This is a genomic window from Streptomyces sp. NPDC101234 (assembly GCF_044767525.1).
In the GTDB taxonomy this organism is placed as follows: Bacteria; Actinomycetota; Actinomycetes; order Streptomycetales; family Streptomycetaceae; genus Streptomyces; species Streptomyces sasae.
The window spans coordinates 1-26139 of sequence record NZ_JBIWOA010000023.1 but is presented as its reverse complement, the minus strand read 5'-3'; the positions used below and the strand labels follow the sequence as shown (position 1 = coordinate 26139).

Genomic DNA, 26139 nt, shown 5'->3' with positions numbered 1-26139 from the left:
CCTCAGACCGAGGGCATGCCGGGATCGCGGGGCAGCCCGAGCACCTGTTCGGCGAGGGTGTTCATCTGGATCTCGGCGGTGCCCGCACCGATCGTCGAGGCCCGCGTGCGCAGGAACCCGTACAGCCATCTGCCGCGCTGCACCGCCTCCTCGGACCCCCGGCCGAGCAGGCCGGCCGGGCCCAGCACATCGACGGCGAACTCGTGGATGTCCTGCTCGAACGCGGTGATGTGCAGCCGTGACACGGAGGAGACCGGACCCGGCTCCCCGTGGGTGAGGATGTCCGAGATGGTGCGCTGCCCGTTGTAGTGCATGATGCGCACCCGGATCTCGAAGCCGGCCATCCGGTCCCGTACGTCCGCGTCGTCCAACAGGCCTCTGTCCGCGAGGAGTTGTTCGAGCTCGGTGAGGACACGGCGGTAGGTCGCCGCCTGGTTCATGGCACCGGCGGCACGCTCGTGTCCCAGACTCGTACGGACCAGCGGCCAGCCCCCGTTCTCCTCGCCGACCCGGTCCGCGACGGGCACCCGGACGTCGTCGAAGAACACCTCCGCGAACATCCGGTCCCCGGTCAGGTCACGCAGCGGCCGGACCGCCACGCCCCGCGCATGGGCGTCGACGACGAGATAGGTGATCCCGCGCTGCCGGGACTCCCGGGTCCCGGTGCGCACGAGCGTGAAGAAGACGTCCGCCCTGGCGGCATGACTGGTCCACACCTTCTGCCCGTTCACCACGTAGGTGTCGCCCTCACGGCGCGCGGTGGTGCGCAGGCTCGGCAGGTCGGAACCGGCCTCCGGCTCGGAGTAGCCCTGGGCCCACACGGTGTCCCCGCGCAGCATGGCGGGCAGCCAGCGCCGCTTCTGCTCGGCGCTGCCGAACTTGATGATCGTCGGCGCGGCGATCCCGAGGCCCGTCCCGACCGGGCCGGGCACCCGGGCGCGTGCCAACTCCTCCTGGTACACCACCTGGTGGGCGAACGGCAGGTCCATCCCGCCGTACTCCTGCGGCCAGCCGGGCCCGGCGAAACCGTGGTCGAAGAGGGCGGCCTGCCAGGCACGGGTCCAGGCGAACCGCTCCTCGGGATCGCGGGGCCGCCGCCCGGGTCCGTGACCGGCGAGGAACTCCCGCAGCCGGGCCCGGAAGGCGTCGAGCGACTCCTGGTTCTCCCGGTTCTCTCGGTCCTCCTGGTACTCCTGACCCTCTCGGTCGTCCTGCTCCCCCCGGTCCTGCGGACGGGGTGCGGTGGTCGTCACGGGCGGGTCCCTCCTGCCACGATGAGCCGGGTGAGACGGGCGAGCCGGGCGCGTTCCTCGCGCGGTGTGCCGAACAGCAGCTCGGACGACTTGGCCCGGCGCAGATAGAGATGTGCCCGGTGCTCCCAGGTGAAGCCGATCCCGCCGTGGATCTGGATGTTCTCCTTCGCCGCATGGGTGAAGGCCTCCGAGCAGTAGGCGCGGGCCACGCCGGCCGCGATCGCCGCCTCGGTACCCGGCGTGCCCACCACGGATCCGGCGAACCTGGCCGCCGACCGGGCGCACTCCACCTCGACCAGGAGCTGGGCGCACTTGTGCTTGACCGCCTGGAACGAGCCGATCGGGCGCCCGAACTGCTCACGGGTCCTGGCGTGGGCGACCGCCATGTCGAGGCAGGCCGCGGCTCCGCCGACCTGTTCCGCCGCGACCGCCGCGCGCACCAGGTCGTGCACCGCGGCGAGCGGCTCCGAGGCGTCGCCGGTGCCGATCCTGGTCGCCGGGGTGGCGTCGAGGCGGATCCTGGCCAGCGGCCGCGTCGGGTCGAGGGCGTCGAGGACCGTGCGGGTCATCCCGGGCGCGGTGTCCGGGACGGCGAAGACTCCGACGCCGTCGGGGCAGCGCGCGGTCACGAGCAGCAGACCGGCGGTGTGCCCGTCGACCACATAGCTCTTCGTGCCGGTCAGGGACCAGCCGCCGGCGCGCGGTTCGGCCGTGGTGGTGAGAACATCGGTCTCCCACGATCCGTCCGGCTCGGTCGTCGCCAGCGTGGCGGTGAGGGTGCCCGAGGCGATACCCGGTAACCAGCGCTCCTGTGCCGCGGTGTTCCCGCACCGTGCGAGGGTCTGGCCGGCCAGTGCCACCGTGGCGAAGTACGGACTCGGGCACAGGGCGCGGCCCATCTCCTCCAGTACCACGCCCAGTTCGGCGGGGCCCAGGCCGATACCCCCGTACCGCTCGGGCACGGCGAGACCGGTGAGGCCGAGCTCGCCGGAGAGCTGCCGCCAGATGTCCCCGTCGTACTCCTCCGGTTCCTCCGGGCGGGTGCCGGAGGGGGGTGGCCTGTGCATCATGGCCTTGTCGTCGAGGAACCCGCGCACCAGTCGGCGCAGTTCCTCCTGGCCCTCGTCGAGACTGAGGCTCATCGGGTGTCCACCGGCATCGTCGTGACCTTCACGCATCTTGACCTTAGCAGCGATGAGATAAATCAGTAAGATGATTACAGCTCGAAAACGGCGGGTCGTCCCGGTGAGCGGGAGGGCTCGACAAGGGGGTCCGGTGAGCGGACGGCCTGGTCGCGACCCAGGTGATGAGACTCGCTAATCAAGTACACTCATTGCCATGAGTGCCACATCGGGTCCGCAAATCGGTCAGACGGTCCGCGCGCCCAAGACGGCGGAGCTGATCGCCGCGCAGCTGCGCCGCCGGATCGTCCTGGGCGAGCTGACGCCCGGCGAGACCCTGCCGCCCGAGATGCAGCTCATGGAGCAGTTCGGGGTCTCGCGGCCCACCCTGCGCGAGGCCTACCGCATTCTAGAGGCCGAGATGCTCATCAGCGTCCGCCGTGGCAGCCGGGGCGGCGCCCAGGTGATGGCACCGGACTTCTCCGTGGCGGCACGTCATGTCGGCCTGCTCCTGCAGATGCAGGGCACGACCGTCGACGACGTCTATGAAGCCCGCATGGTCGCGGAGCCCGCCTGTGCGCGGATGCTGGCCAAGCGCCGGACCAAGCAGGACCTCGCCGATCTCGAAGCGGTGGTGTCGGAACTGCAGTCTGCCGTGGAGGCCAAGGACGACGCCGTGCCCGACCCGGCCCTGTGGTCCCGGCTCACCTACCGGTTCCACGAGCTGATCATGGAGCGGTGCGGCAACCGGACCCTCGCGGTGCAGGGCGCGGTGCTCCAGGAGATCGTGGCCACCCATCTCGAACACCGGGTCGCGCGCAACTTCGACAAGACCGAGTCGCCCGAGCGTTTCCAGCGCGCGATCAAGGCCTACAAGCGCCTTGTCACGCTGCTCGAAGCCCGGGACGCCGAGGGTGCCGAGCGGCACTGGCGCAACCATATGAAGGTCGCGGGCACCTACCTCCTCAAGGACGACCTGCACAACAAGCCCGTGGTGGAACTCTTCGCCTGACTCCGGTCACCGGGGCGCCGGTGCGCGCGGTGGCCGGGGCATCCGTGCGGCAGTCGCCGGGGCATCCGCGCGTCGCCGTCTCATTCACGCAGACGGGCGCCGGCCTCGCAGTGGGCGTCCCGGTCAGTGGAAAGTGACGCGGGCCGCGCCCTGCGTCCGCCTACTCTCCTCGTATCTGATCCGGCCGACCCGGCGCAGCGCCCGGTCGGCCGTTCGTCTTGTGCGCCTTGAACGCCTTGTGCGGCAGCCGGGTGGCTGAGCTCTGCCCATGCCCTCGCCCTCTTTCTCGCTGTCTTGTATCCAGCTCTATGAGTCTATTAAGTTAACTGAATAACCTTGATGTGTGGACGATCGCCCGTCAGTACGGGTGCGTCGGCAGGGAAGGAGCCGCATGACCGAGAACGGCAGGCTCGCGACGGGAACGCCACCGCAGGTGGACGAGGCGTTCGTCGACCGCGCGCTGGACGACGCGGATCTGAACGCGCTGAGGCTCGCGCTGTACCAGGCCACCCGGGACGAGTCCCTGCTCGAAGTGCCGCTCAGGACGACGCCCATGTACGGCGGCGCCCTCGACCAGACCGTCGTCGCCGAGGAAGCGATACCGGACCTGCGAGCCCGGGCGAAGGAGTTCCTGCTCCACAAGCCGTCCGGCTTCACCGAGGAGAAGCCGGGCGACACCGAACTGCGCCGTATGTACGAGGCGTTCCGCAACGAGGAACTCACCGAACAGGACTGGGCCTACCGACGCGACCTCGCCGCCTTCGACGACCACCCCCGGCTGGCCCGGTGGACGGGCGCCAGGCCGCCCATACCGGAGGGCTTCCAGGTGGCGGTCATCGGCTCCGGCTTCGGCGGCATCGCCGTCGCCGTCCAGCTGGAGCGCCTCGGCATCCCGTACACGGTCTACGAGCGGCGCCCGGAACTCGGCGGTACCTGGAGCATCAACGCGTACCCCGACGTCCGGGTGGACACCACCAACTTCCTCTACCAGTACTTCTTCGAGAAGAACTACCCCTGGACCGAGTACTTCGCGCGGGCCGGCGAGGTACGCGAGTACCTCCAGCACGTGGCCAAGAAGTACGGCGTCTTCGAGCACATCAGCTTCGACACCGACGTCAGGGAAGCCGTCTTCGACGCCGAGACCGGCCGCTGGACACTCGACGTCGTGACCGACGGCCGGGCCAGGACGCTCACCGCCAACGCCGTGGTGAGCGCGAGCGGTCTGTTCGCCACACCCAAACGCCTCGACGTCCCGGGCATCGAGGAGTTCCGGGGCGAGATCGTGCACACCGCCGAATGCACCGGCCAGGAACGGCTCGACGGACGCGACGTCGCCATCATCGGCAACGGCTCGACCGGTGTGCAGATGATGTCGTCCGTGCGCGAGCGGGCCCGGAGCGTCGGAGTCTTCCAGCGCACCCCGCAGTGGATCAGCCCCCGGGAACGCTACGGCGAGCCCATCTCCCCGGAGACCCGCTGGCTGCTGGACACGATGCCGTACTACTGGAACTGGTACTGCTACTCGGTCGCGACCCTGCGGCTGGGCGGTCAGGTCCTCCAGGAACCGGACCCCGAGTGGCAGGCCGCGGGCGGTCTCGTCAACGAGGCCAGCGACGGCTACCGGGAGAGCCTGACCACGTACGTGAAGTCCAAGCTGGGCGACCGGCCCGACCTGTGGGAGAAGCTCATCCCGCGGCACGCCCCCATGGCCCGCAGGCTCATCGTCGACAACAACTGGTACGCCTCGCTGCTGGAGGACAACGTCGAGCTGGTCACGGAGTCCATCGAGCGGTTCACCCCGACGGGCATCCGCACCGCCGACGGCAAGGAACGCCCCTACGACCTGGTCTTCACGGCCACCGGCTTCGCCACGCAGAAGTACCTGTGGCCCACCCGGTACGAGGGCCTGGACGGGGAGACCCTGGAGGACCGCTGGAACGAACCGGCGGGCGGCGGGCCCCGCGCCTACCTCAGCATCACCGTGCCGCGGTTCCCCAACCTGTTCATCATGTACGGTCCCAACTCGCAGAACCGGTCCGGTTCGCTGATCGTGTGGATGGAGACCTGGGCGCGGTACACGGCCGAGGCCCTGGTGGCCCTCATCGAGGGCGGCCACCGCCATCTGTCCGTGCGTGAGCAGGTCTTCGAGGACTACAACCGCCGACTCGACGAGGCGATGCTCTCCCTCATCTGGTACGACCCGGGGTCCAAGGACCGCAACTACTACGTCAACGAGTTCGGCCGGCAGCAGGTCAACGTGCCCTGGCGGCTGGAGGAGTACCACGAGCTACTGGCGAAGTTCCGCCCCGAGGACTACGACTTCGCGTGAGGACCGGGCCGACATGAGAGCCGTTCGCTGCGCACCCCCGGGCGTCGAGGTCGTGGAGACCGAAGTACCCGACGGAGAAGGTGAGTTGGTTCAGGTCGCCGCCGTGGGTATCTGCGGCTCGGACCTGAGGTATCTGAGGCGCGGAAGCACCCAGATCGCCGGGCACGAGATCGCCGGGACGGCCGCGGACGGCACCCCCGTGGCCGTCGAGGCCACCGCCAGATGCGGCAACTGCCAGTGGTGCGCGGCCGGCCGGCACAACATGTGCCGGCGCGCGGGCCGGGACATCGTCGGTTTGACCGTGCCCGGTGGCATGGCGGAGCGCTTCCGGGCGCCGGCGTCCGCACTGGTACCGCTGCCGGCCGGACTGGCCCTGGAGGACGCGGCACTCGTCGAGCCGGGCGCCGTCTCCTGGCACGCCTGCCACCGGGGCGAGGTCGGCCCCGGCACCCGGGTCGCGGTCGTGGGGGCCGGCACCATCGGCATGCTGGCCGCCGCCGCGGCCCTGCGGATGGGCGCTCCCGAGGTGGCGCTCGTGGCCAGACACCCGTATCAGGTCGAGGCGGGTGAGCGCCTGGGCATGACCCGGCCGTCGGGTCTGTACGACGTCGTCGTCGAGGCGAGCGGCAGCGAGAGCGGACTGTCCCGTGCCGTCGAACTCGCCCGGCCGCTCGGCACGGTGAGCACGGTCGGCGTCTATCCCCCCGACGTCGGCTGGCCGTACATGGCCGCGTTCCTCAAGGAGGTCCGTTTCGCACCGTCGATGGGGTACGCACAGGACGCCGCGGGGACAAGGGAGTTCGCGCACTCCGCCCAACTGCTCGCCGACCGGCCCGAGATCGCCCGGACCCTGATCAGCCACCGGTTCGGCATCGAGGAGGCCGCACGGGCCTTCGAGGTCGCCGCGTCCAGACCGCCCGGAACCTTCAAGGTCGTCGTGCACCCGTGACAGCCACGGCCACGGCCCCGGCCCTCCCGCTCACCCAGACACCCACACCGTCGGGCGGAGACAAAGATGTCGAAAGCCATGCCGAACCCCCGAGCCCTGCCGGACGCCACAGGCACCCGGTCCAGTGCGGCGCGGGTGGGGACCGCGAGCATGCTCGGGACCTTCATCGAGTTCTACGACTTCACCTGTTACGGCTTCCTCGTCGTCTACATGGCCCCGCTCTTCTTCCCGACGGGCGACCGGGCCACCGGCATCCTCACCTCGCTGGGCGTCTACGGCGTGGGATACCTCGCCCGCCCCCTCGGCGCCCTGTTCTTCGGCCGTCTCGGGGACCGGCGCGGACGGCGCTCCGCCCTGCTGGTCACCGTCATCGGCATGGGCGGCGCGACGACCACCATGGGGCTGCTGCCCGCCTACGGCACCGTTGGGGTCGCCGCGCCGGTCCTGCTGGTCCTCGTGCGCATGGTGCAGGGATTCTGCGCGGGCGGTGAGATCGGGGGCGCGGCCACGCTGGTGTCAGAGTCCGACGGCGGCCGCAGGAGAGGGCGCTTCCAGGCGCTGATACCCCTGGGGTCGAGCCTCGGGGTGGCGGTCGCGCCTGCCGTGGTCGGTGTCCTGGTGACGGTGCTCGGCGCGCGGGAGATGGCGCACTGGGGCTGGCGCGTCCCGCTGCTGCTCTCGGCGGCGATGACCCTCGCCGTCGTGGTCTACCGGGTCCGGCTCGAGGACTCACCGGAGTTCCGTTCGCTGGCCGCAGCCGATGCGGTCGAACGTTCACCCGTGCTCGCCGCGCTGCGCGGCCACTGGCGCATGATCGCGGTCGCGGCGGTGCTCAACCTCGTCGTCACCATGGTGCTCGGCGTCCTGGTCACCTACATGAGCGTCTACCTGCTGACGGTCGTGGACGTGCCCGCCATCAGGGTCTACTGGCTCTCGGCGGTGTGTCTGTTCCTCGGGGCCTCGGGGTTCCTGGTGGGCGGCTGGTGGACCGACAGGTTCGGGCGGAGATCGGCGATGCTGCTCGGCTACGGCGGCTCGGCCGCGCTGGTCTTCCCGCTGCTGTACGGCATGCGCGGGGTGGCCTCCGGCGGCGCCTGGGCACTCGTCGGAGCGGGTGCCCTGTACGTACTCGCCCTGGCCTTCAGCTATGCGGCGGCCCCGGCGATGTACGTCACCCTGACCCAGGCGTTCCCGACCCGGGTGCGGTACACGTCCGCGTCGTTCGCCTACAACGCCGGTGCCGTGGCCGGCGGCGGTCTCACGCCCTACCTGGCCGCCCAGCTGACCCGGTCCGCCGGTCCCCGAGCGGCCGGCTGGTTGGTGATCGCCGCCGCGGTCACCGGCGTGACGGTGATGTCGGTGCTGACATCGAGAAGCCCACGGTCGGCAGTCCCGGACCGGAGTATTGACGGGGACGCCATCTCGAATCGTATAACTGATACAAATAACTGAACTGTTGAGGAGAGGGTCGTGACGATCCAGGCCGGCGCAGAGCAGATCACCGTAGAGGTGGTCAATCCGACCGCGGACAAGCAGGATTCGGCGGGGTCACCCATCGCCCCGCGACTGGACACACTGAACGGGAAGGTGCTGGGGCTGCTCTCCAACAGCAAGCCCAATGCCGAGGTCGCGCTGCGTGCGGTGGCGGAGAAGATCAAGGAGACGTACCCGGACCTCAAGATCCGTCTCTACCCCGGATCCATCCGCTTCGAGCCCGAGTTGCTGCGCCGGGCCATCGAGGAGAGCGACGCCCTGATCGGTGCCACCGCGGACTGCGGCGCCTGCACCTCCTGGCTGATCCACGACGGCGCCCAGGCGGAGAAGGCCGGGGTCCCGCAGGTCACCATCGTGGCCCGGGGCTTCGAGCGGGACACGGACACCAGCGCCAAGGTGTTCGGGGTGCCCGGTCTGCGGTACGTGGTCGTGCCCCGGGTCTTCACCGCGCTCACCGCGGAACAGGCGGCCGAGCAGACCCTGCCGGTCACGGAGGACATCATCCGCGCCCTCACCGAGGACGCCGGGTACGACAGGACCGCGGTCGCGGAGCCGGCGGAGGACGCCGGCGAGTGGCAGGAGTCGTACACCTTCCACGGGGCCGACGCGGTGGCAGCCGTCGACGCCTTCAACACCTTCTACCTGGAACGGGACTTCGGCGACGGCCTGCCGCTGCATCCGCCGACCCGGGCGAAGGTGGAGGCGATCATCGAGGCCCAGGGGCGGCCGCGGGACGAGCTGATCCTCACCGTTCCGCCGTTGCACGGCCGGGGCACCCTGGAGCGGATCGCGGTCAACGCCGCGATGGCCGGGTGCACTCCGGAGGAGTTGCCCGTCGTGATCGCCGCGCTCAAGGCGATCGCCGCGTGCCCGCCTCCGATGAACCTCTCGGTGCTGATGTCGACCGGCGCCTTCGCGCCCGTGATCCTCGTCAACGGACCCCTCGTGAAGAAGCTCGGCATCAACAGCGGACGCAGTCCGCTCGGCCCCGGTCTCAACAACCGGGTCAACATCCGCATCGGCCGGGCGGTCGCCCTCACCCTGCGCAACCTCGGCGCCTGGATCCCCGGACGCATGGACCTCGACACCATCGGCACGGTGCGCAAGAACATCCAGGTGCTCGGGGAGAACGAGGACGAAAGCCCCTGGGAGCCCTACCAGGTGAGCCAGGGCCTGCGCCCCGACGACAGCACCGTGACGGTGGTGCACACGGTGGGTGAGTGGGACCTCGGCTCCAACCACGGGCCCGCCGACCGCCGTGTCCGCTCCATCGCGGCGCGCACGCCCACCCTCACCCAGGTCGGCTTCATGACCAGCACACTGGCCGGTCTCCAGGGCAACGAGGACGGGCTGTTCTACCTGCTGCCGCCGGAGACGGCGAAGAAGTTCGCGGACGCGGGGCTGAGCAAGGACGCGGTGAAGCGGTTCCTGCTGCACAACATGCGGCCGCGGATCGCCGACGTCATCGCGCCCTTCATCGACTTCCGGGAGCGCGGCCTGGTGCGTCCCGAGTGGGACTGGATGTTCCAGCTGACCCCCGAGGAACAGCGCAGCCAGTCCGTCCAGGCGTTCAACGACCCGACCGCGATCAACATCGCCGTCGCCGGGCATGGCACGCCCAAGGAGTTCGTCTTCGGCACCATGACCACGCCGATCACCGAGAAGATCATCGCGATCGGATAGCCCGGCGCCGAGCCGGAGAAGGGAGGCGCGACCATGTCGGCAAGCGCGCGCGAGGTCACGGACGACGACTTCGACGACGTCGTCCGACGGGCCGGCAGGCCGGTGCTCGTGGACTTCTGGGCGCCCTGGTGCGGCCCGTGCAGGGTCATGGGCCCGATCCTGGACGCCATGGCCGAGGCACACGAAGGCACTCTCGACATCGTGAAGGTCAATCTGGACGAGAGCCCGGAGACCGCCCGGCGATTCGGGGTCTCCTCGATCCCGGCGCTCCTGCTGTTCTCCGGAGGACAGCTCCTGACGACCCTGGTCGGCGCCAAGCCGCGGACGCTGATCGAGAAGGCCATCGCCGACCATCTGTGACGGACGACGACGGGTGGCGCGGCCCTGGGGGCTTCCGGGTCCGCGCCACCCCGTTCGTGCCCGAGGCTCAGAGCCGGTAGGCGAACTTCCGCCCTGCCCCGCCGTCGACCACCAGCGTCTGCCCCGTGACCCATCCCGAGAGGTCGGTGAGGAAGAACAGGATGGCCGAGGCGATGTCGCTCGTCCTGCCCACCCGCCCCAACGGAACCTGCTCGGCGGCCTTCTCGTAGTAGTCGGGCTCGGGATGGCGTTCGGCCACCCGCGGGGTCGCCGTCTGGCCGGGGGCGACGACGTTCACGCGGATGTCGGGGCCGAGTTCCAGGGCGGCCGTGCTGACGAGGTTGGCGAGACCGGCCTTCGCGGCCCCGTACACGGCGTGGTTCGGGGCGGAGCGCAGACCGGAGACGGAGCCGACGAACACCATCGAGCCGCCCTCTGTCATCGCCCGCGCACCGATCTGCAGGGCGAGGAGGACATGACGCAGATTCAGATCCAGCCCGCGTGCCCAGAGTTCGTCGGTCACCTCGCTGAGCGGGCCGTTGTCGGACATGCCGATGATGTCGGCGAGTCCGTGCACCGGACCGAACCGCGCCACGGCCTCGCCGACGAACCGCTCGACCTCCGCCCGGTCCGTCGCGTCGCCCGTGAGCGCCAGGCCTCCGACCTCCTCGGCGACCGCCTTGGCCCGGACGTGGTCCATGTCGACCACGGACACCCTGGCACCGACCCCCGCGACGGCCAGGCAGGTCTGCCGTCCGATGCCCAGGCCCCCGCCGAGAACGAGGACGTGCCGGCCTGTGAGATCGATCAAACCGCGGTAGTCCGGAGTGAGTTCCGTGATGCCCATCGTGCCTCCCTGGCTGGCGAGGGGCCGTCCGCAGAAGCGTCCCGGAAGGTGCTGACACGTTCCTTGACGCCGGATGGAGCCGCCTCGTTAATATAGCGATATCCGTTAAGTAAGTTAGATGATTCATGGGCAGCGTTCAACGCCCGGGTACGTAGCCGCGGTTCGAAGCGGACCGCCCCAATGAGAGGTGATCCCTGAATGATCCGGGTCGAGGCGGAACGCTTTCTCCGCGGTGTCCTGCCCGGAGTGTCATGGGCGGCGGGCGGCTCGCGGCTGTCCGCGGCGGCGAGCGCCAAACTGACGGCCGACACGGTGCGGGCCGCCCGGGTGCCCGCAGGGGTGCACCTCGCCTTCACCGGCCCGGTGTCGACGGTCGAGCTGACGGTGTCGGTGGAGGAGCGGACCACGGTGCCCGCGCCCACGTTTGCCGAGGCCTTCGTGGTGCGGGTGCCGGGCCGTCCGTCGCGGCAGGTTCCACTGCCGGCCGACGGCGGAGTGGTGCGCGTACCGCTGCCGGAGCGGGACCCGGATCAGGTCGTACGCGTGTACCTGCCGGAGTCCGCCGAGATCGCGATCGTCGGTCTGGCAGGGGACCGGCGCCCGGAACCGGCGCCCAAGGGCCCCCTGTGGGTGGTGTACGGCGACTCCATCACCCAGGGCTGGTCGGTCACCGAACCCGGTCTCGCCTGGCCCTCGCGGGTCGCCGACGCCCTCGGCCTCGACCTGGTCAACCTCGGCTTCGCGGGGGCGGCCCGGGGAGAACTCCCCACCGCTGACGCAGTGGCCGCCTCCGGGGCCGACGCCGTGGCCCTGGCGTGGGGCACCAACGCGTACACCTCGCTGCCGACCAGCGGGGCCCGGATCGCCGAGACGATGCGGCTCTACCTCACCGTCGTACGCGAAGGGCTGCCCGAGGCCCCGATCGTCGTGGTGAGCCCCATCGTCCGACCGGACGGCGAAGACACCCCCAACCGCTTCGGCGCCACGCTCGCCGATCTGCGGGCGGCCCTGGAGGAGTCGGTACGCCGGTTCGCCGCGGCGAACGGGGACGGGCGTGTGACGCTCGTGCCGGGCCGGGACCTGGTGCCGGCCGGACTGCTCGTGGACGGAATCCACCCGGGCGACGAGGGACACCGGGCGTTCGCCGAGGGGGTGACGGCGCAGGTCGCCGCAGGACTCGGACTCGACACGGTGCGAGAGGGGGCGGGGGCGGCATGACGAGCCGTTCGAGCAGCCCCGCCGGTCGGACACCGCAGGAACTCGGCACCGCCGTGAGACGGCGGGGGAGGAGTGAGATGGATCCGTCGACCGCATTCCGGCTGGACGGCAAGGTGGCCGTGGTCACCGGAGGAGGCAGCGGCATCGGCCGGGCCAGTGCGGGCGTGCTGGCCGCGGCCGGCGCCCGGGTCGTCGTCGCCGACCTCGACGCGGAGAACGCCGAGGCGACCGTGGCCGGCATCAAGGAGGACGGCGGGGAAGCCGTCGCCCACCGCCTCGACGTGGCCGATCCGGCCGCCGTGACCGCCCTGGTCGACGAGACCGTCTCCGGGTTCGGACAGCTGGACGTCCTCGTCAACAACGCGGGCGTCATGATCCGCCGCCCGCTCATCGAGGTCCCGCCGGAGGAGTTCGACCGGGTCCTGTCCGTCAACCTCAAGAGCGTCCTCTACGGCACCCAGGCCGCCGCGCGCGTCATGCGACCGGGGTCGAGCATCGTCAACACGCTGTCCACCATCATCGACTTCGCCACCGCGGGCACCGGCTCCTACGCCGCGGCGAAGAAGGGCGGCGAGGCGCTGACCCGTACGTTCGCGGTCGAACTGGGGCCCCGCGGTATCCGCGTCAACGGTGTGGCACCCGGCTGGACGGACACCGGCATCACCCGGCAGCGGCACGTCGACGCGTCGGGCCGCTTCCAGCAGGACCGGTTCGACGAACTCGCGAGCAGGATGGCCACCTCCTCGCCGCTGGGCACGGTCGCCGAGCCGCTCGACTCGGCCTACGCGGTCCTCTATCTGGCGTCCGAGGCGAGCCGCTTCGTCACCGGACACGTGATCCGCGTCAACGGCGGAGCTTCGATGGCCTGAGAGGCGATCATGACAGGAAGACTGCAAGGCAAGGTGGCGCTCATCACCGGAGCCGCGCGCGGTCAGGGCGCCTGCGAGGCAGCCCTGTTCGCACGGGAGGGCGCCGAGGTGATCGTCAGCGACGTCCTGGACGACCTCGGCGAGGCGACCGCGAAATCGGCGGACGGCGGCTACCTCCACCTCGACGTCACCTCCACCGCGGACTGGGACGCCGCCGCCACCGCCGTGCGGGAGCGGTTCGGCCGCCTGGACGTCCTGGTCAACAACGCGGGGATCGCGCCCGCGCGGCTCGGCCGGATCGACGAGCTCGACATCGAGGACCACCTCCGGCTCTTCGACGTCAACGTGCACGGGGCGTACTACGGCATCCGCGCCATGCTTCCCCTCCTGCGCGAAGGACACGGAGCCTCGGTCGTCAACGTGTCCTCCATCGACGGACTGACCGGCGTCGGCTCGATGGCGAGCTATGTCGCGTCCAAGCATGCGCTGACCGGCCTCACCCGGTCACTGGCCATCGACCTCGGCCCCCTCGGTATCCGGGTCAACTCGCTGCACCCCGGCATCGTCGACACACCGCTGGTCCGCTCGATCGGCGAGGCGCGCGCCGCACGGCTGGCCCGCACCGTGGGGCGCCAGCCGCTGACCCGGATGGGCAGGCCGGAGGAGATCGCGGCCATGGCCCTCTTCCTCGCCTCGGACGAGTCCTCCTACTGCACCGGGGCCCAGTTCACCGCCGACGGCGGTCATCTCGCGGGCCCTTACCGGGAGTTGCCGGTCTGACCACCGGGGCCCGTGCCCGCGCATGCCGTACTGATCCGACGAAACAGAGCCGAGGTCGCAGTGTCCGAATCCCCGTCCGGCATGGTCGACAGGGTCGTCGTGATCCTGGGTGTCTTCGAACGGTCCACCGGGCCGCTCAACCTGGGGCAGATCAGTGCCCGCAGCGGTCTGCCGCGCTCCTCCGTGCACCGCATTCTCCAGCAGCTGGTCAACGCCCGCCTGTTGAGCAGGTACGACAACGAATACCGGCTCGGACTGCGCATGTTCGAGATCGGCAGTCTGGTCGTGCACCGTACCCGGATGAACGAGGCCGCCCGGCCGCTGTTGCAGGAACTCTGCACGGCCACCGGCCAGGTGGTGCACCTGGCGGTGCTCAGCGGGCAGGACGTGGTCTACCTGGAACGTGTCGGCGGAGCGTTCGCCAGCACCCTGCCGTCCCGCATAGGCGGCCGGCTCCCGGCCCACTGCACCGCGGTGGGCAAGGCCATCCTCGCGTACTCCCCGAAGGAAGTGGTGGACGAGTACCTGTGGAGCGGACTGTCCCGTCGTACGGACGCGAGCATCGCGACGGCACAGGCCCTGGAAGCCGCCCTCGCCAGGATCCACGGCACCGGATACGCCACGGAGACCGGTGAGGCCGTGTCCACGGTGGCGTGCGTGGCCGCACCGGTCCTCGTCATGGACCAGGCGATCGCCGCTGTCTCGGTGTGCGGTCCCAAGGAGCGGATCCGCGCCGACGAGCTGAAGTCCGGGGTCAAGTGGACAGCCGCCGAGATCTCCCGTCGGCTGGGGGTGACGTCGAGGCCGCGGCCGCGCCCGCTGATCACCTCTGTCCCGCTCAGCGGGCAGATGGCGGCCGTCGCAGCGGCGGACGCGGGACGATGAGCGCGCGGCGGACCGGGTGACGGACCGGGTGACGGACGAAGCGGTGCGGACCGCGTCCCCGCACCGACCGCTCGGCGACATCGCGCCGGCCCCGCAGCGCCGGACGGCGCCCCCCGTCTTCGAGTCGACCAGGACCTGCTGTCACCGCACCCGGCCTGCGTCAGAAAGGCCGTCGAGTCCCGCCCAACGGGACCCGGCCGCCCGCGGAGGGCGCAAGAAATGACTATGAGGGATATCCCACGCCGTCGTCGGGAGGCGGCCTACGAGGAAGTGGACGGTACGGGGCATGGCGCATGACGTCGTCGAGCGAGTCGAGCAGTACGGTCCGAAGCTGGCGGAACTGGCCGCCGAGAACGAGAAGTTGGGCAGGCTGAGCGACGAGACGGTCGGCCTGCTGCGCTCCGCCGGAGTGCTGCGCCTGCTGCAGCCCGCCAAGTTCGGCGGCCACGCGGCCCATCCCCGCGATTTCGCCGAGGCCGTCATGGCCGTGGCCCGCCACGACGGCGCCGCAGGCTGGGTGTGCGGGGTCGTGGGCGTCCACCCCTGGGAGGCCGCGCAGATGGACCCGAGGGTGGCGCAGGAGATCTGGGGCGAGAACCCGGACACCTGGATCGCCTCTCCCTACATGCCGAACGGGATCGCCGAGCCGGTGGACGGAGGCTACGTCCTGTCCGGGCGCTGGCCCTTCTCCTCGGGCACCGACCACGCCGACTGGGTCTTCCTCGGCGCGCTCGTCGGGGACGGCAAGGGCCGGCCGGTGTCCCCGCCGAAGGTCCTGCACGTGATCCTGCCCAGGTCGTCGTACGAGATCATCGAGGACTCCTGGGACGTGATCGGGCTGTCCGGCACCGGCAGCAAGGACGTCGTGGTGGACGGCGCCTTCATCCCCTCCTACCGCACCGTCGACCAGGACGCGGTCTCGGGCGGCGAGGCGGCGGTGAGCAACGGTGTCGGCGAGGCCCTCTACCGGCTGCCGTTCACCTCGATGTTCCCTCTCGGGATCACCTCGGCCGTCATCGGCATCTGCGAGGGTGCCCTCGCCCTCCACCTGGCCCAGCAGCGCGAGCGCGTCGCGGTGACCGGCGTCCAGGTCCGCGACGACCCGTATGTGCTCTACGCGGCGGGCGAGGCCGCCGCCGAGATCGCCGCCTCGCGCGTGCAGCTGATCGACGGCATCGGCCGGGTCTACGACCGGGTGGCCGCGGGGGAGACGGTCACGGTCGAGGAGCGTTCCGACATCCGGCGCAACCAGGTGCGCTGCGCCTGGCGCGCGGTGTCGGCGCTCGACGAGATCTTCGCGAGGTCCGGCGGGAACGTGATCCGGCGCAGCAATCCGCTCCAGCGCTACTGGCGCGACGCACATGTGGGCCTCGCCCACATGATCCATGTTCCCGGTGTGGCCTACCACGCCAACTCGCTGGCGCAGATGGGGGTGGACCTGCCCCCGCAACTGCGCGTGATGCTCTGAGATCGCCGACCGCCGACCGCCGACCGCCGACCGCCGACCGCCGACCGCCGTCCCTCGGGTGAGGGTGAGGAGGAAGCACATGCACACTGAGGGCGTACCCGACCCCCTTCACACCGGCTCCGTGGAATCCCCCGAGGACAGGACGTACTTCCGGCAGGTGCTGGGGAACTTTCCGACGAGCGTGGTGGCCATCACCGCCGGGATGCCGGACGGCCGGCCCGAGGCGATGATCGTCGGGTCCTTCACCTCGGTCTCCCTCGAACCGCCCCTGGTGGCGTTCCTGGCGGACCGCTCCTCGCGGACCTTCCCGAGGATCCGCGCCGCCGGCCGTTACTGCGTCAACGCCCTGGCGGCCGACCAGGAGACGCTCTGCCGGTCGATGGCGACGCGGGGGCCCGACCGGTTCGACGGCATCACCTGGCGGCGGTCTCCGCTGGGCAATCCGGTCCTCGACGGCGTGGTGGCCTGGATCGACTGCGAACTGGAGGACGTCGTGGAGATCGGCGACCACCATCTGGCCGTCGGCCGGGTGCACGCCCTGCGCACCGAGTCGGTCAAGACCCCGCTGCTGTTCTTCCGCGGCGGCTACGGCGACTACTTCTCCAGCACCTCGGTCCTGCTGGACCGGCTCGTCGGCTGGTAGCGGCCGGGTGGTGCACGGAAACGGGGGGTGCGGAAACGGGCGGGGCGCGGTGAATCCACCGTGCCCCGCCCGTTCCTGTGCGGGAGAGGGCTCAGCTCGGCTCCCGGACCGTCACCTCCGAGAGCTCGATGCCCCGGGTCTGCAGCCCTTCCTCGATGAACGCCTTGAGCGAGTCGCCGTCGAGCACGCAGGTGGAGCAGGCGTCGTTGTGGCCGCGGGAGTAGTCCACGGTCAGCCGGGACTGCTCGGGCGCGAACTCCGCGAGCCGGATGGAACCACCGTCCGGAGCGACCATCGGCTCCAGCAGGGCGAGGACTTCCTGGACGACTTCCTGGGCTCGGGGCATGACAGGTCTCCTCTGTCGTCGGTGTGTGCGGGCAGGGCGCGGGCTTCCTCAGCGATTCTTGTCGGACGTGAGGGCGGGCAGCAGGGCCAGGGCGGCGTGGGCGTAGGCCCGTCGGCGGCGCTCGCTCACCAGGAAGGACGGCGGTGCGAAGTAGGCGACGTCCCGGGCGAGGGAGCCGCGGCGCCGGCGAAGGGCGGCGACGGCGTCGGACGTGCTGCCGCACAGCGCGACGGCCTCGACCATGTCGTCCGTGACGGCCCGCGCCATGTCGTCCGTCCGGCCGTCGGCGAACGCCTCCCTGATCTTCTCGACCTGGGAGGTCCAGCCGTGGTGCGCGGCGAACGCGTCATAGGTGCGGACGGTCAGGTAGAAGGCGATCATCCGGCGCATGTCGGTGACGGCACGCTCGGGGTCCTCGTCGTCGATCGCCGTCAGCAGCCAGCCGTGCTCCAGGGGCCGCCGGTCCCGGCCGCTCTCGCGGAAGCCCGCCTCGGCGGCCGGCCGGACCACCTCGTCCCACCAGCGGTCGGTGAAGAGCCCGTGGCCGATGATGCCGTCGGCGGTGCGGCCGGCCGCGGTCGCCATCCGCCGCTGGAACCCGGCCAGCAGCACCGGGACCTCGATCCGGCCGAGGACCGGCGCCCTGACCTTCGCGTCGATCCGGTAGAACTCGCCCTCGAAGCGGACGCGTTGACCGTTCTCGGCGTGCAGCCAGGTCCGTACGGCCGTCACCAGTTCGGACATCCGCTCCACGGGACGGTCGGCCGGCACGCCGCACCAGTCGCGGTTGATGGCGAACGCGCCCGAGCCCAGCCCGGCGAAGACGCGTCCGGGCGCCTGGTTCCACAGGGTGCGGATCGCCGTGGCGTGGGCGAACGGGGTGCGCGAGAACCCGTACGCGATCGCCGGGCCGACCAGCGCCCGCCGGGTCGCGGCGGCCATCCCGGCGACCGTGACATAGGCGTCGTGGTCGGCGAACTCCCCGGTGCAGAAGGCCGTCGCGCCCGCGGCCTCGGCCGTCGCGCCGACCTCGGCTCCCGCCCAGGGCATACCGAACTCAGTCATGTGGACCGATCCTCCCGGAAGTCCGTGTACTGCACGACGCGGCTCAAAAATCGTAGCATTGAGTTAGCTGATTGAAGTGGTTCGATACCTTCACATGATTTAGCTGTTTTTATAAAATCGCTCCCGTCGGCCGGAAGGCGGTACGCCGTTGCCGTGCCGGCGCAGCTCTCCCCAGGACGGAGAAACAGGGATGACGCAGACCTCGGCCGCACCCACGGATCTCGATCGGGCGCGCGCCAAGTACCGAGCCGAGCGGGACAAGCGCCTCGATCCCTCACGCCGGGAGATCCTCGACCTTCGGGACCACGAGGACCTGGTCGAGGACCCCTTCATGGAGGTCGTGCCGCGGGAGCCGCTGCACGACACCGTCGACGTGATGGTGGTGGGAGGCGGATTCGGCGGCCTGCTCGCCGCCGCGCATCTGCGCAAGGCCGGACTGGACCGCATCCGCATCGTCGAGAAGGCCGGCGACGTGGGCGGAGTCTGGTACTGGAACCGCTACCCCGGCGCGATGTGCGACGTCGAGTCCTACGTCTATCTCCCGATGCTGGAGGAACTCGACTACATCCCCCGGCACCGCTACTCCTACGGCCCCGAGATCCTGGCCCACACCCGGCGGCTGGCCCGGCACTTCGGGCTCTACGACCACGCGCTCTTCCACACCTCGGTGACGGGGCTGCGGTGGGAGGAGGACGCCGCCAGGTGGACCGTGCGCACCGATCGCGGCGACGCCTTCCGGGCCAGGTACGTGGTGGTGGCGCACGGCTCCTTCACCTCGCTGAAGCTGCCGGCGATCGAGGGCATCGAGGACTTCCGGGGCAAGCTGTTCCACACCTCACGCTGGGACTACGACTACACCGGCGGCGATGCCGCCAGCCCGCTCACCAAGCTGGCGGACAAGACGGTCGGCGTCATCGGCACCGGTGCCACCGCGGTCCAGATCGTGGCGCCGCTCGCCGAGTCGGCCCGGGAACTCCTCCTCTTCCAGCGCACCCCCTCCACGGTCGCCGTCCGCAACAACGGGGAGACCGACCTGGATTGGGCGCGCAGCCAGAAACCCGGCTGGACGAAGCGGCGGCGGGAGAACTTCACTCTGGTCACCAACGGCGAGCAGATCACCGAGGACCAGGTGGGCGACGGCTGGACCGTCTTCTACCACGCCCTGCTCAGCAGCGACTCGTACGGCGACCTGAGCCCCGAAGAGGCCGCGGAGAAGCGGGAGTCGACCGATCTGCGGCACATGGAGAACATCCGGGCCCGGATCGACGCGACCGTACGGGACCCGGCGACGGCAGAAGCCCTCAAGCCGTACTACCGCTACCAGTGCAAGCGCCCCTGCTTCCACGACGAGTACCTGCCGGCCTTCAACCGGCCCAACGTACGGCTGGTGGACACCCAGGGGCAGGGCGTACGGCGACTCACCCCGCGTGGAGTCGAGGTCGACGGGGTCGAGTACCCGGTCGACTGCCTCGTCCTGGCCACCGGTTTCGACCAGGACTCCGCCTACGTCGACCGGGTGGGCTTCGACGTGACGGGCCGCGACGGTGTCTCCCTCGCGCAGAAGTGGCAGGACGGACCGGAGACCTTCCACGGCGTCATGACGAGCGGCTTCCCCAACTTCTTCATCCTGCCGCCGAACTACACCCAGGGCACCGCCGCGATCAACTTCTGCCACACCCTGGACGAGACCGCGCAGCATGTGGCCGCCTGCGTCGGGGAGTTCGAGCGCCGTGGGGTGATCGCGGACGCCACCCGGCAGAGCGAGGAAGCCTATGTGCGGCACGTCGTGGAGGGCTCGGGCCTCGCGCTCCTGGGCGGCGGCACCTTCCTCAAGGACTGCACACCGGGCCGCTGGAACAACGAGGGGGACCCCGAGGCCCGGCCCCGCAAGAACGTCAACTACCCGGGCACCTCCACCGCCTACTTCAGCATGCTGGCGCAGTGGCGGCAGCGCGGTGAACTCGCCGGGCTGGCTCTCGCCCCCGCACCGAAACCGGCCTCGACCGAGCAACAGGCCGTCGACGAAGGAGACATCCGATGACCGCCGACATTCCCGAGGCCCCGGTCCCGGGCGAGCCGATCGCCCGCCGTTTCGAGGGCAAGGTCGTCTTCATCACCGGGGCGGCGCGCGGCCAGGGCCGTGCCGAGGCGGTGCGCTTCGCCGCGGAGGGCGCCGACATCATCGCCCTGGACATCTGCGAGGACCTGCCCACCACGGAGTACCCGGGGGCGACCGTCGAGGACCTGGCGGAGACGGCCCGCCTGGTGGAGAAGCTCGGCCGCCGCATCCTGACCCACAAGGCGGACACCCGCGACTTCCCCGCCCTGCAGTCCGCGCTGACGGCGAGTGTCCGCGAACTCGGGCGGCTGGACGTGGTGGTGGCCAACGCCGGCATGACCACGTTCGCCCGCACCTGGGAGATCGAGCTCGACCACTGGAACGCCACCCTCGACATCAACCTGACCGGTGCCTTCCACACCGTGAAGGCCGCCGTACCACTGATGATCGAGCAGGCGACCGGCGGCGCCATCGTCTTCACCAGCTCGGTCGCCGGACTGCGCGGACTGCCGCTGCTGGCCGACTACGTGGCCGCCAAGCACGGTGTCACCGGACTGGCCAAAACCCTGGCCAACGAACTGGGTTCGTACCGGATCAGGGTCAACACCGTCCATCCGCACGGCGTGGACACCAAGCTCGTGCCCGGGATCCGCCCGGTCCTGGAGAAGGACCCGGAACTGAGCGCCTTCTTCCAGGGCGTGCTGCCCGACGGTGTCAGCCAGGCCGAGGACATCGCGGCGGCCGTCGCCTGGATCGCCTCCGACGAGGCACGCCACATCACCGGGGTCCAGCTGCCGGTGGACCTGGGCCGCACCAACCGCTGACGCCGTGCGGGGTCCCGCACCCCGCACCATCCGTCTCGGTGAACGGAATTCGGCCGACCTGGCCGAAGAGGCCGCCTTCACACTGTGCACACGGCCGCGCCCGGAGGCAGGCCGGGTCCTGCCGGCGACTCCTGCCGGCCGATCTCCGCCGCGCGGCGTGCGAACCGCAGGACGTCATGCTCCCGGGCGTGTTCCGCCGGGCGAGGTGACAAGGGACGGTCACCGGCGCTCCGGGTGCCCTGGGACGGGCGCCCGGAGCGCAACCCCTGAGAGCAGCACACGAGGAGGACAGTGATGGCCGGTGGGGAGACCTACGACGTCGTCGTGGTGGGGTCGGGAGGAGGCGGGCTCGTCGGCGCCTATGTCGCCGCGTCGCGGGGACTGCGGACTCTCGTGATCGAGAAGACGGACCGGGTCGGCGGCACGACCGCTTACTCCGGCGCGGGCATCTGGTACCCGGGCTCGGCGCCGCTGGAGCGGGCGGGTGTCGAGGAGGGACCGGAGGACGCCCGTGCGTATCTGCGCAGTGTGGTGGCGGACGACACCAGGGAACGCATGCAGGACGCCTATCTGGAGGCGGGGCGCAGGCTGATCGACGAACTGGAGCAGAACCCCTGGTTCCAGTCGTTCGTCCATGGACCCGTACCCGACTACTTCGCATCGGCCCCGGGCGCCACGCTCGCGGGGCGGACCGTCTTCCCGCCCGATGTCCCCGTCGCGGACCTCGGCGACCGGGCCGACCTGGTCCGGGGCAGCATCCCCCGGGAACGCTGGGGCGTGGCGCGCGGCACGGTGCTCACCGGCGGCCGTGCCCTGATCGGCCGGGCCCTGGCGGCCTTCCTGGAGACCGGCAACGGCACGCTCCTGCTCGAAACCCGGCTGGAGAGCCTCGTCCTGGAGGGCGACCGGGTCGTCGGCGTCACGGCGACGAGCGGGGACGAGGAGATCACCTTCCGCGCCGCCCGCGGCGTGCTCCTCGCCGCGGGCGGCTTCGAACGCAACGCGGAGCTCCGGGCGAAGTACCACCCGGTGCCGCTCGACGGAACATGGTCGAACGGCTGTCCCTCCAACACCGGGGACGCGCTCCAGGCGGGCGTGGCAGTGGGCGCGGCCACCGACCTGCTCGACGAGGCGTGGTACGCGCCGGGCCTCGTCCAGCCGGACGGGCTGCCGGTGTTCCATTCGGGAACCCGCGGCGGAATCTGGGTCAACGGCGCCGGCGAACGCTTCGTGAACGAGACCCGCCCCTACGACCAGGCCGGCCACGAGATGGTGCGGCTGCACTCCACCACGGGCGTCTCCCACATCCCCTGCCACTGGGTGTTCGACCAGCGGACGCTCGACCGCGACAGCTTCGGCGGCGATCCCGAACAGCCGCCGAACCCGGCGTGGTTCGAGTCGGGCGCGCTGAAGAAGGCGGACACCCTGGAAGCGCTGGCCGAGCTGATCGGGGTGCCGCACGAGGCGCTGCTCAAGACCGTCGAGGAGTTCAACGGCTACGCCGACAGCGGTGTGGACGAGCGGTTCCACCGGGGCGAGAGCCCCTGGGACCGGATGAGCAGCCAGATCGTGGGCTTCCCCGCCGGCCCCGTGATGAACTACCCGGCGAAGGCCTCGCCGGACCTGGCCAATCCGCTGCTCATGCCGATCGGCACCGCGCCCTTCTACGCCGCGACGGTCGTCCTCTCGGACATCGGGACCAAGGGCGGGCTGAAGACGGACGAGAACGCACGTGTCCTGCGGCCGGACGGCGGAGCGATTCCGGGGCTCTACGCGGCCGGGAACACCGCCGCGGCCATGTCGGGCCGGGCGTATCCGGGTGCCGGCACACCGATCGGCAGCAGCCTGGCCTTCGCCTACCGTGCCGTCCTCGACCTCGTCGGAGAGACGGAGACGACGGACTGACCGGCCGGCCGGGGGGAACACCGGAGGCCGTGACTCCCATGGGTCGCGGCCTCCGGCCCGTGCTCTTCCGACCCCCGTCCCCTCCTGGGCGGAGCCTTCGTGGTCGGCTGTCCGGGCCTGGCGGGAAAGGAACCTCGCTCATTGATTGTACCGACCGGTCGAAGTAAGATTGGTGTCGTGCACATCGCCGTGCCGTGGGCCAGGAGCCGCGCATGACCTTCGAAGGCCGTCCTGGGGCAGTCGCCGTCCACCGCGGCAGGGCGAGGCGGGCAGTTCCGCCGACGTCATGACGAACGCGCGTGGACCATCGCCGTCCGATGACGAAGTCGAGAAAGAGGAGTGCGGACATGGCTGAGAACACGACCGGCGCCGGTACGGCCGAGGAGATGCCGAAGTACCCGTCGCCCCGGGCGGCGGAGTGCCCCTTCGCGCCGCCGCCGGGCCTGCTCGCGCTGCACGACTCGGGCAAGTCGGTGCGCAGGGTCGAGACCTGGGACGGCAGCACGCCCTGGGTGGCCACCACCCACGCCGCCCAGCGGCAGCTGCTCGCCGAGCCGCGGCTCAGCGCCAACATCGGTGCGCCCGGCTATCCGCACACCACGGAGGCGATGAAGGAGCACGCCGCCGAGATGCAGCCGTCGATCAACAACACCGACGGCACCGAGCACCAGCGCTGGCGCCGGATGCTGACCAGCTCCTTCACCCGGCACCGGATGGAGAAGCTGCGCCCGGAGATCCAGCAGATCACCGACGACCTCATCGACCGGATGCTGGCGGGCCCCAACCCCACCGATCTGAACGAGGCGCTGTCGCTGCCGCTGCCGTCACTGATGATCTGCGCCCTGCTCGGCGTGCCGTACGAGGACCACGACTTCTTCCAGGAGCACGCCGGAGTCACCAACGCCCGGTTCGAGAGCGCCGAGAAGTCCGCGGAGACGACGCGCGTGCTGCGTGAGTACATCGCCGGGCTGATCGAGGCCAAGATGGACAACCCCGGCGAGGACGTGCTGTCCGACCTCGCCGAGCGCGTCAAGGCGGGCGATCTCGCCATGTCGGAGGCGGCCCCGCTCGGGCACATCCTGCTGGTCGCCGGCCATGACACCAGCGCCAACATGATCACCCTCGGTACCGCGGTCCTCCTGCAGAACCCGGACCAGCTCGCACTGCTGCGGGAGAACAGCGACGACCCGAAGTTCGTCGCCAACGCGGTCGAGGAACTGCTGCGCTACCTGACCATCCCGCACCTGCTGGCCCGGCGCGCGGTCGTCGACGACATCGAGATCGACGGCGAGATCATCCGGGCCGGTGAGGGCGTCATCGCCGCCCTGCCCGCCGCCAACTGGGACCCGGAGGCGTTCCCCGAGCCGGAGAAGCTCGACCTCACCCGCAAGGCATCGCACCACATGTCGTTCAGCTGGGGACCGCACCAGTGTGTCGGGCAGCAGCTGGCCCGAGTCGAACTCCACGTGGTCTTCAGCACGTTGTTCAACCGCATCCCGACGCTGCGGATGGCGGTCGATGTCTCCGAGCTGAAGTTCAAGGAGGACTCGCAGGCCTACGGCATCTACGAGCTGCCCGTCGCCTGGTAGCCGACGCGGGCGTGCGCTCGGGGACGACTCGTAGGGTGTCCATGCCGATGGGACGGACGGCATGGACACCCGCGGACGCCGCCCCTCGCAGCCGGCATACCGGCGGCCGGAGTCGGCGCCGGGCGCGTGCGGACAACGGCGGTTCCGTGCTGCTCGGCGGCGTTTCCACTCACGGAAGGACGGACGAAGTGACGACCACTCTCGGACTCATCGGCGCGGGCCGGATCGGCAGCACCCTGGGCGGACTGGCGATCGCCGCCGGGCTGGAGGTCGTCGTGAGCAACTCCCGGGGGCCGCGGACGCTGAGCGAACTGGTGCGCTCGTGGGGCGGGCGGGCCCACGCGGCGGACGTGCGGGAAGCCGCGCTGGCCGGGGACATCGTGGTGGCCACGGTGCCCCTGGGCGGCTACACGACCCTCCCGGTCTCCGAACTCACCGGCAAGACGGTCATCGACACGATGAACTACTACCCCGAACGCGACCGGCTCATCGCCGAGTTGGACCGAAGCGAGCTCACCTCCAGTGAGCTGGTGCAGCGGCGACTGCCCGGCTCGAAGGTGGTCAAAGCCTTCAACAACATCGACTTCCGCCGGCTGGAGCTGCTCGCCCGGCCCGCCGGCTCCGCCGACCGCAGCGCGCTGCCGCTGGCCGGCGGCGACGACGGGGCGAAGACCGAGGTACGCCGCCTGCTCGACCTGCTGGGCTACGACGCCGTGGACGTGGGGCCCCTCGCCGAGAGCTGGCGGTTCGAGCCGAACACCTCCGCGTACGTGCGGCCCTATCTGCCGCCTCGCCCGCCGGGACTGAGCGGTGCCGAGGACGCGATGCGCTGGTTCATGGACTGCCCCGGTACCGTGCTGCCCGCCGACCGTGTCGAGGCACTGGTCCGTACGGCCACGAGGCAGTCCCCGGCCGCGGCCCGGGAGCGCCTGGGCTGACCGTGTTCCCGTAGAACTGTGGGCTGTTGACGTAGGCGTCGGGGAATTGCCTCTTGCCTGATCAGCCCTTGCGAGTGTTGATCTCCTCGGTGAGCTGGGGGACGACGTCGAAGAGGTCGCCGACCACGCCGAAGTCGACCAGTTCGAAGATCGGGGCCTCGGCGTCCTTGTTGACGGCCACGATCGTCTTCGAGGTCTGCATGCCCGCGCGGTGCTGGATCGCGCCGGAGATGCCGTTGGCGATGTAGAGCTGCGGGGAGACGGACTTGCCGGTCTGGCCCACCTGGTTGGTGTGCGGGTACCAGCCGGCGTCGACGGCGGCACGCGAGGCACCGACGGCCGCACCGAGGGAGTCGGCGAGGGCCTCGATGATCGCGAAGTTCTCGGCGCCGTTGACGCCGCGGCCACCGGAGACCACGATCGCGGCCTCGGTCAGCTCGGGGCGGCCCGTGGACTCGCGGGCGGTGCGGGCGGTGACCTTGGTGCCGGTCGCCGCGGCCGA

At 70.6% G+C, this 26139-nt stretch carries 23 protein-coding genes; 17 read left to right on the top strand and 6 right to left on the bottom strand.

The features are described 5' to 3' along the window. Positions 1-2: 2 nt before the first annotated feature. Both ACIRR9_RS34775 and ACIRR9_RS34770 read right to left on the bottom strand, forming a co-directional pair. A complete protein-coding gene (locus ACIRR9_RS34775) occupies positions 3-1253 on the bottom strand; it encodes an acyl-CoA dehydrogenase family protein (protein WP_403760205.1) in 1251 nt (416 codons plus the stop codon). Continuing rightward, positions 1250-2395, bottom strand: coding sequence for an acyl-CoA dehydrogenase family protein (locus ACIRR9_RS34770; protein ID WP_403760203.1), 1146 nt, complete (start codon positions 2393-2395; stop codon positions 1250-1252). The genes ACIRR9_RS34775 and ACIRR9_RS34770 overlap by 4 nt, the downstream gene beginning before the upstream one ends. 196 nt (positions 2396-2591) lie before the next feature. On the opposite strand from ACIRR9_RS34770, the gene ACIRR9_RS34765 reads away from it, so the two are divergent. From ACIRR9_RS34765 to trxA, 6 genes are all read left to right on the top strand, one after another. After that, positions 2592-3386, top strand: coding sequence for a FadR/GntR family transcriptional regulator (locus ACIRR9_RS34765; protein ID WP_403760200.1), 795 nt, complete (start codon positions 2592-2594; stop codon positions 3384-3386). A 391-nt stretch (positions 3387-3777) separates the two neighbouring features. Then, the gene (locus ACIRR9_RS34760; protein ID WP_403760197.1) at positions 3778-5715 is read left to right on the top strand and encodes a flavin-containing monooxygenase; all 1938 of its coding nucleotides are present in this window, start codon (positions 3778-3780) and stop codon (positions 5713-5715) included. Positions 5716-5728: 13 nt separating this feature from the next. Then, positions 5729-6664 carry a zinc-binding dehydrogenase gene (locus ACIRR9_RS34755; protein WP_403760194.1) on the top strand — a complete coding sequence of 312 codons (936 nt, stop codon included), beginning with the start codon at positions 5729-5731 and terminating at the stop codon, positions 6662-6664. A gap of 78 nt (positions 6665-6742) precedes the next feature. Further along, on the top strand, positions 6743-8116 hold the full coding sequence (locus tag ACIRR9_RS34750) for an MFS transporter (protein ID WP_403760191.1): 1374 nt from the start codon (positions 6743-6745) through the stop codon (positions 8114-8116). 18 nt (positions 8117-8134) lie between these two features. Next, positions 8135-9841 (top strand): hypothetical protein, encoded by a 1707-nt coding sequence (locus tag ACIRR9_RS34745; protein WP_403760189.1) that lies wholly within the window; start codon positions 8135-8137, stop codon positions 9839-9841. 33 nt (positions 9842-9874) lie between these two features. Beyond that, positions 9875-10201 carry a thioredoxin gene (trxA, locus tag ACIRR9_RS34740; RefSeq protein ID WP_403760186.1) on the top strand — a complete coding sequence of 109 codons (327 nt, stop codon included), beginning with the start codon at positions 9875-9877 and terminating at the stop codon, positions 10199-10201. Positions 10202-10268: 67 nt separating this feature from the next. On the opposite strand, the gene ACIRR9_RS34735 is transcribed toward trxA, so the two are convergent. Continuing rightward, a complete protein-coding gene (locus ACIRR9_RS34735) occupies positions 10269-11048 on the bottom strand; it encodes an SDR family NAD(P)-dependent oxidoreductase (protein ID WP_403760184.1) in 780 nt (259 codons plus the stop codon). A gap of 198 nt (positions 11049-11246) precedes the next feature. Between ACIRR9_RS34735 and ACIRR9_RS34730 the strand changes: the two genes are divergently transcribed. The 6 genes from ACIRR9_RS34730 to ACIRR9_RS34705 all read left to right on the top strand — a co-directional run bounded on the left by ACIRR9_RS34730 (position 11247) and on the right by ACIRR9_RS34705 (position 16911). After that, complete coding sequence (locus ACIRR9_RS34730) at positions 11247-12266, top strand: GDSL-type esterase/lipase family protein (RefSeq protein WP_403760181.1); 1020 nt, start codon at positions 11247-11249, stop codon at positions 12264-12266. Between the two features lie 77 nt (positions 12267-12343). Beyond that, positions 12344-13135, top strand: coding sequence for an SDR family NAD(P)-dependent oxidoreductase (locus ACIRR9_RS34725; RefSeq protein ID WP_403760178.1), 792 nt, complete (start codon positions 12344-12346; stop codon positions 13133-13135). Between the two features lie 9 nt (positions 13136-13144). Then, the gene (locus ACIRR9_RS34720; RefSeq protein WP_403760175.1) at positions 13145-13915 is read left to right on the top strand and encodes an SDR family NAD(P)-dependent oxidoreductase; all 771 of its coding nucleotides are present in this window, start codon (positions 13145-13147) and stop codon (positions 13913-13915) included. Between the two features lie 60 nt (positions 13916-13975). Next, the gene (locus ACIRR9_RS34715; RefSeq protein ID WP_403760172.1) at positions 13976-14800 is read left to right on the top strand and encodes an IclR family transcriptional regulator; all 825 of its coding nucleotides are present in this window, start codon (positions 13976-13978) and stop codon (positions 14798-14800) included. A 286-nt stretch (positions 14801-15086) separates the two neighbouring features. Next, on the top strand, positions 15087-16268 hold the full coding sequence (locus ACIRR9_RS34710) for a hydroxylase (RefSeq protein WP_403760169.1): 1182 nt from the start codon (positions 15087-15089) through the stop codon (positions 16266-16268). A gap of 79 nt (positions 16269-16347) precedes the next feature. Continuing rightward, the gene (locus ACIRR9_RS34705) at positions 16348-16911 is read left to right on the top strand and encodes a flavin reductase family protein (RefSeq protein ID WP_403760166.1); all 564 of its coding nucleotides are present in this window, start codon (positions 16348-16350) and stop codon (positions 16909-16911) included. 91 nt (positions 16912-17002) lie between these two features. On the opposite strand, the gene ACIRR9_RS34700 is transcribed toward ACIRR9_RS34705, so the two are convergent. Together ACIRR9_RS34700 and ACIRR9_RS34695 are read right to left on the bottom strand one after the other, a co-directional pair. Continuing rightward, positions 17003-17257, bottom strand: a complete 255-nt coding sequence (locus ACIRR9_RS34700; protein WP_403760164.1) for a NifU family protein — start codon at positions 17255-17257, stop codon at positions 17003-17005. A gap of 48 nt (positions 17258-17305) precedes the next feature. Continuing rightward, on the bottom strand, positions 17306-18322 hold the full coding sequence (locus ACIRR9_RS34695) for an LLM class flavin-dependent oxidoreductase (protein WP_403760161.1): 1017 nt from the start codon (positions 18320-18322) through the stop codon (positions 17306-17308). A 190-nt stretch (positions 18323-18512) separates the two neighbouring features. On the opposite strand from ACIRR9_RS34695, the gene ACIRR9_RS34690 reads away from it, so the two are divergent. From ACIRR9_RS34690 to ACIRR9_RS34670, 5 genes are all read left to right on the top strand, one after another. Next, positions 18513-20363: a flavin-containing monooxygenase gene (locus ACIRR9_RS34690; RefSeq protein ID WP_403760159.1), complete on the top strand. Its 1851-nt coding sequence runs from the start codon at positions 18513-18515 to the stop codon at positions 20361-20363. Beyond that, positions 20360-21205, top strand: coding sequence for a mycofactocin-coupled SDR family oxidoreductase (locus ACIRR9_RS34685; protein ID WP_403760156.1), 846 nt, complete (start codon positions 20360-20362; stop codon positions 21203-21205). The genes ACIRR9_RS34690 and ACIRR9_RS34685 overlap by 4 nt, the downstream gene beginning before the upstream one ends. A gap of 294 nt (positions 21206-21499) precedes the next feature. Then, the gene (locus ACIRR9_RS34680; RefSeq protein ID WP_403760153.1) at positions 21500-23110 is read left to right on the top strand and encodes an FAD-dependent oxidoreductase; all 1611 of its coding nucleotides are present in this window, start codon (positions 21500-21502) and stop codon (positions 23108-23110) included. 347 nt (positions 23111-23457) lie between these two features. After that, on the top strand, positions 23458-24699 hold the full coding sequence (locus tag ACIRR9_RS34675) for a cytochrome P450 (RefSeq protein WP_403760151.1): 1242 nt from the start codon (positions 23458-23460) through the stop codon (positions 24697-24699). 188 nt (positions 24700-24887) lie between these two features. Beyond that, the gene (locus ACIRR9_RS34670) at positions 24888-25637 is read left to right on the top strand and encodes an NADPH-dependent F420 reductase (protein ID WP_403760148.1); all 750 of its coding nucleotides are present in this window, start codon (positions 24888-24890) and stop codon (positions 25635-25637) included. Between the two features lie 61 nt (positions 25638-25698). On the opposite strand, the gene ACIRR9_RS34665 is transcribed toward ACIRR9_RS34670, so the two are convergent. Continuing rightward, positions 25699-26139: electron transfer flavoprotein subunit alpha/FixB family protein (locus ACIRR9_RS34665; protein ID WP_403760145.1), on the bottom strand; the 441-nt coding region annotated here is incomplete at its 5' end.

Coding starts and splice junctions, on each gene's coding strand:
- ACIRR9_RS34770 (WP_403760203.1), bottom strand. CDS start 2,395: ATGAGCCTCAGTCTCGACGAGGGCCAGGAGGAACTGCGCCGACTGGTG.
- ACIRR9_RS34765 (WP_403760200.1), top strand. CDS start 2,592: ATGAGTGCCACATCGGGTCCGCAAATCGGTCAGACGGTCCGCGCGCCC.
- ACIRR9_RS34760 (WP_403760197.1), top strand. CDS start 3,778: ATGACCGAGAACGGCAGGCTCGCGACGGGAACGCCACCGCAGGTGGAC.
- ACIRR9_RS34755 (WP_403760194.1), top strand. CDS start 5,729: ATGAGAGCCGTTCGCTGCGCACCCCCGGGCGTCGAGGTCGTGGAGACC.
- ACIRR9_RS34750 (WP_403760191.1), top strand. CDS start 6,743: ATGCCGAACCCCCGAGCCCTGCCGGACGCCACAGGCACCCGGTCCAGT.
- trxA (WP_403760186.1), top strand. CDS start 9,875: ATGTCGGCAAGCGCGCGCGAGGTCACGGACGACGACTTCGACGACGTC.
- ACIRR9_RS34735 (WP_403760184.1), bottom strand. CDS start 11,048: ATGGGCATCACGGAACTCACTCCGGACTACCGCGGTTTGATCGATCTC.
- ACIRR9_RS34730 (WP_403760181.1), top strand. CDS start 11,247: ATGATCCGGGTCGAGGCGGAACGCTTTCTCCGCGGTGTCCTGCCCGGA.
- ACIRR9_RS34725 (WP_403760178.1), top strand. CDS start 12,344: ATGGATCCGTCGACCGCATTCCGGCTGGACGGCAAGGTGGCCGTGGTC.
- ACIRR9_RS34720 (WP_403760175.1), top strand. CDS start 13,145: ATGACAGGAAGACTGCAAGGCAAGGTGGCGCTCATCACCGGAGCCGCG.
- ACIRR9_RS34710 (WP_403760169.1), top strand. CDS start 15,087: ATGGCGCATGACGTCGTCGAGCGAGTCGAGCAGTACGGTCCGAAGCTG.
- ACIRR9_RS34705 (WP_403760166.1), top strand. CDS start 16,348: ATGCACACTGAGGGCGTACCCGACCCCCTTCACACCGGCTCCGTGGAA.
- ACIRR9_RS34700 (WP_403760164.1), bottom strand. CDS start 17,257: ATGCCCCGAGCCCAGGAAGTCGTCCAGGAAGTCCTCGCCCTGCTGGAG.
- ACIRR9_RS34695 (WP_403760161.1), bottom strand. CDS start 18,322: ATGACTGAGTTCGGTATGCCCTGGGCGGGAGCCGAGGTCGGCGCGACG.
- ACIRR9_RS34690 (WP_403760159.1), top strand. CDS start 18,513: ATGACGCAGACCTCGGCCGCACCCACGGATCTCGATCGGGCGCGCGCC.
- ACIRR9_RS34685 (WP_403760156.1), top strand. CDS start 20,360: ATGACCGCCGACATTCCCGAGGCCCCGGTCCCGGGCGAGCCGATCGCC.
- ACIRR9_RS34680 (WP_403760153.1), top strand. CDS start 21,500: ATGGCCGGTGGGGAGACCTACGACGTCGTCGTGGTGGGGTCGGGAGGA.
- ACIRR9_RS34675 (WP_403760151.1), top strand. CDS start 23,458: ATGGCTGAGAACACGACCGGCGCCGGTACGGCCGAGGAGATGCCGAAG.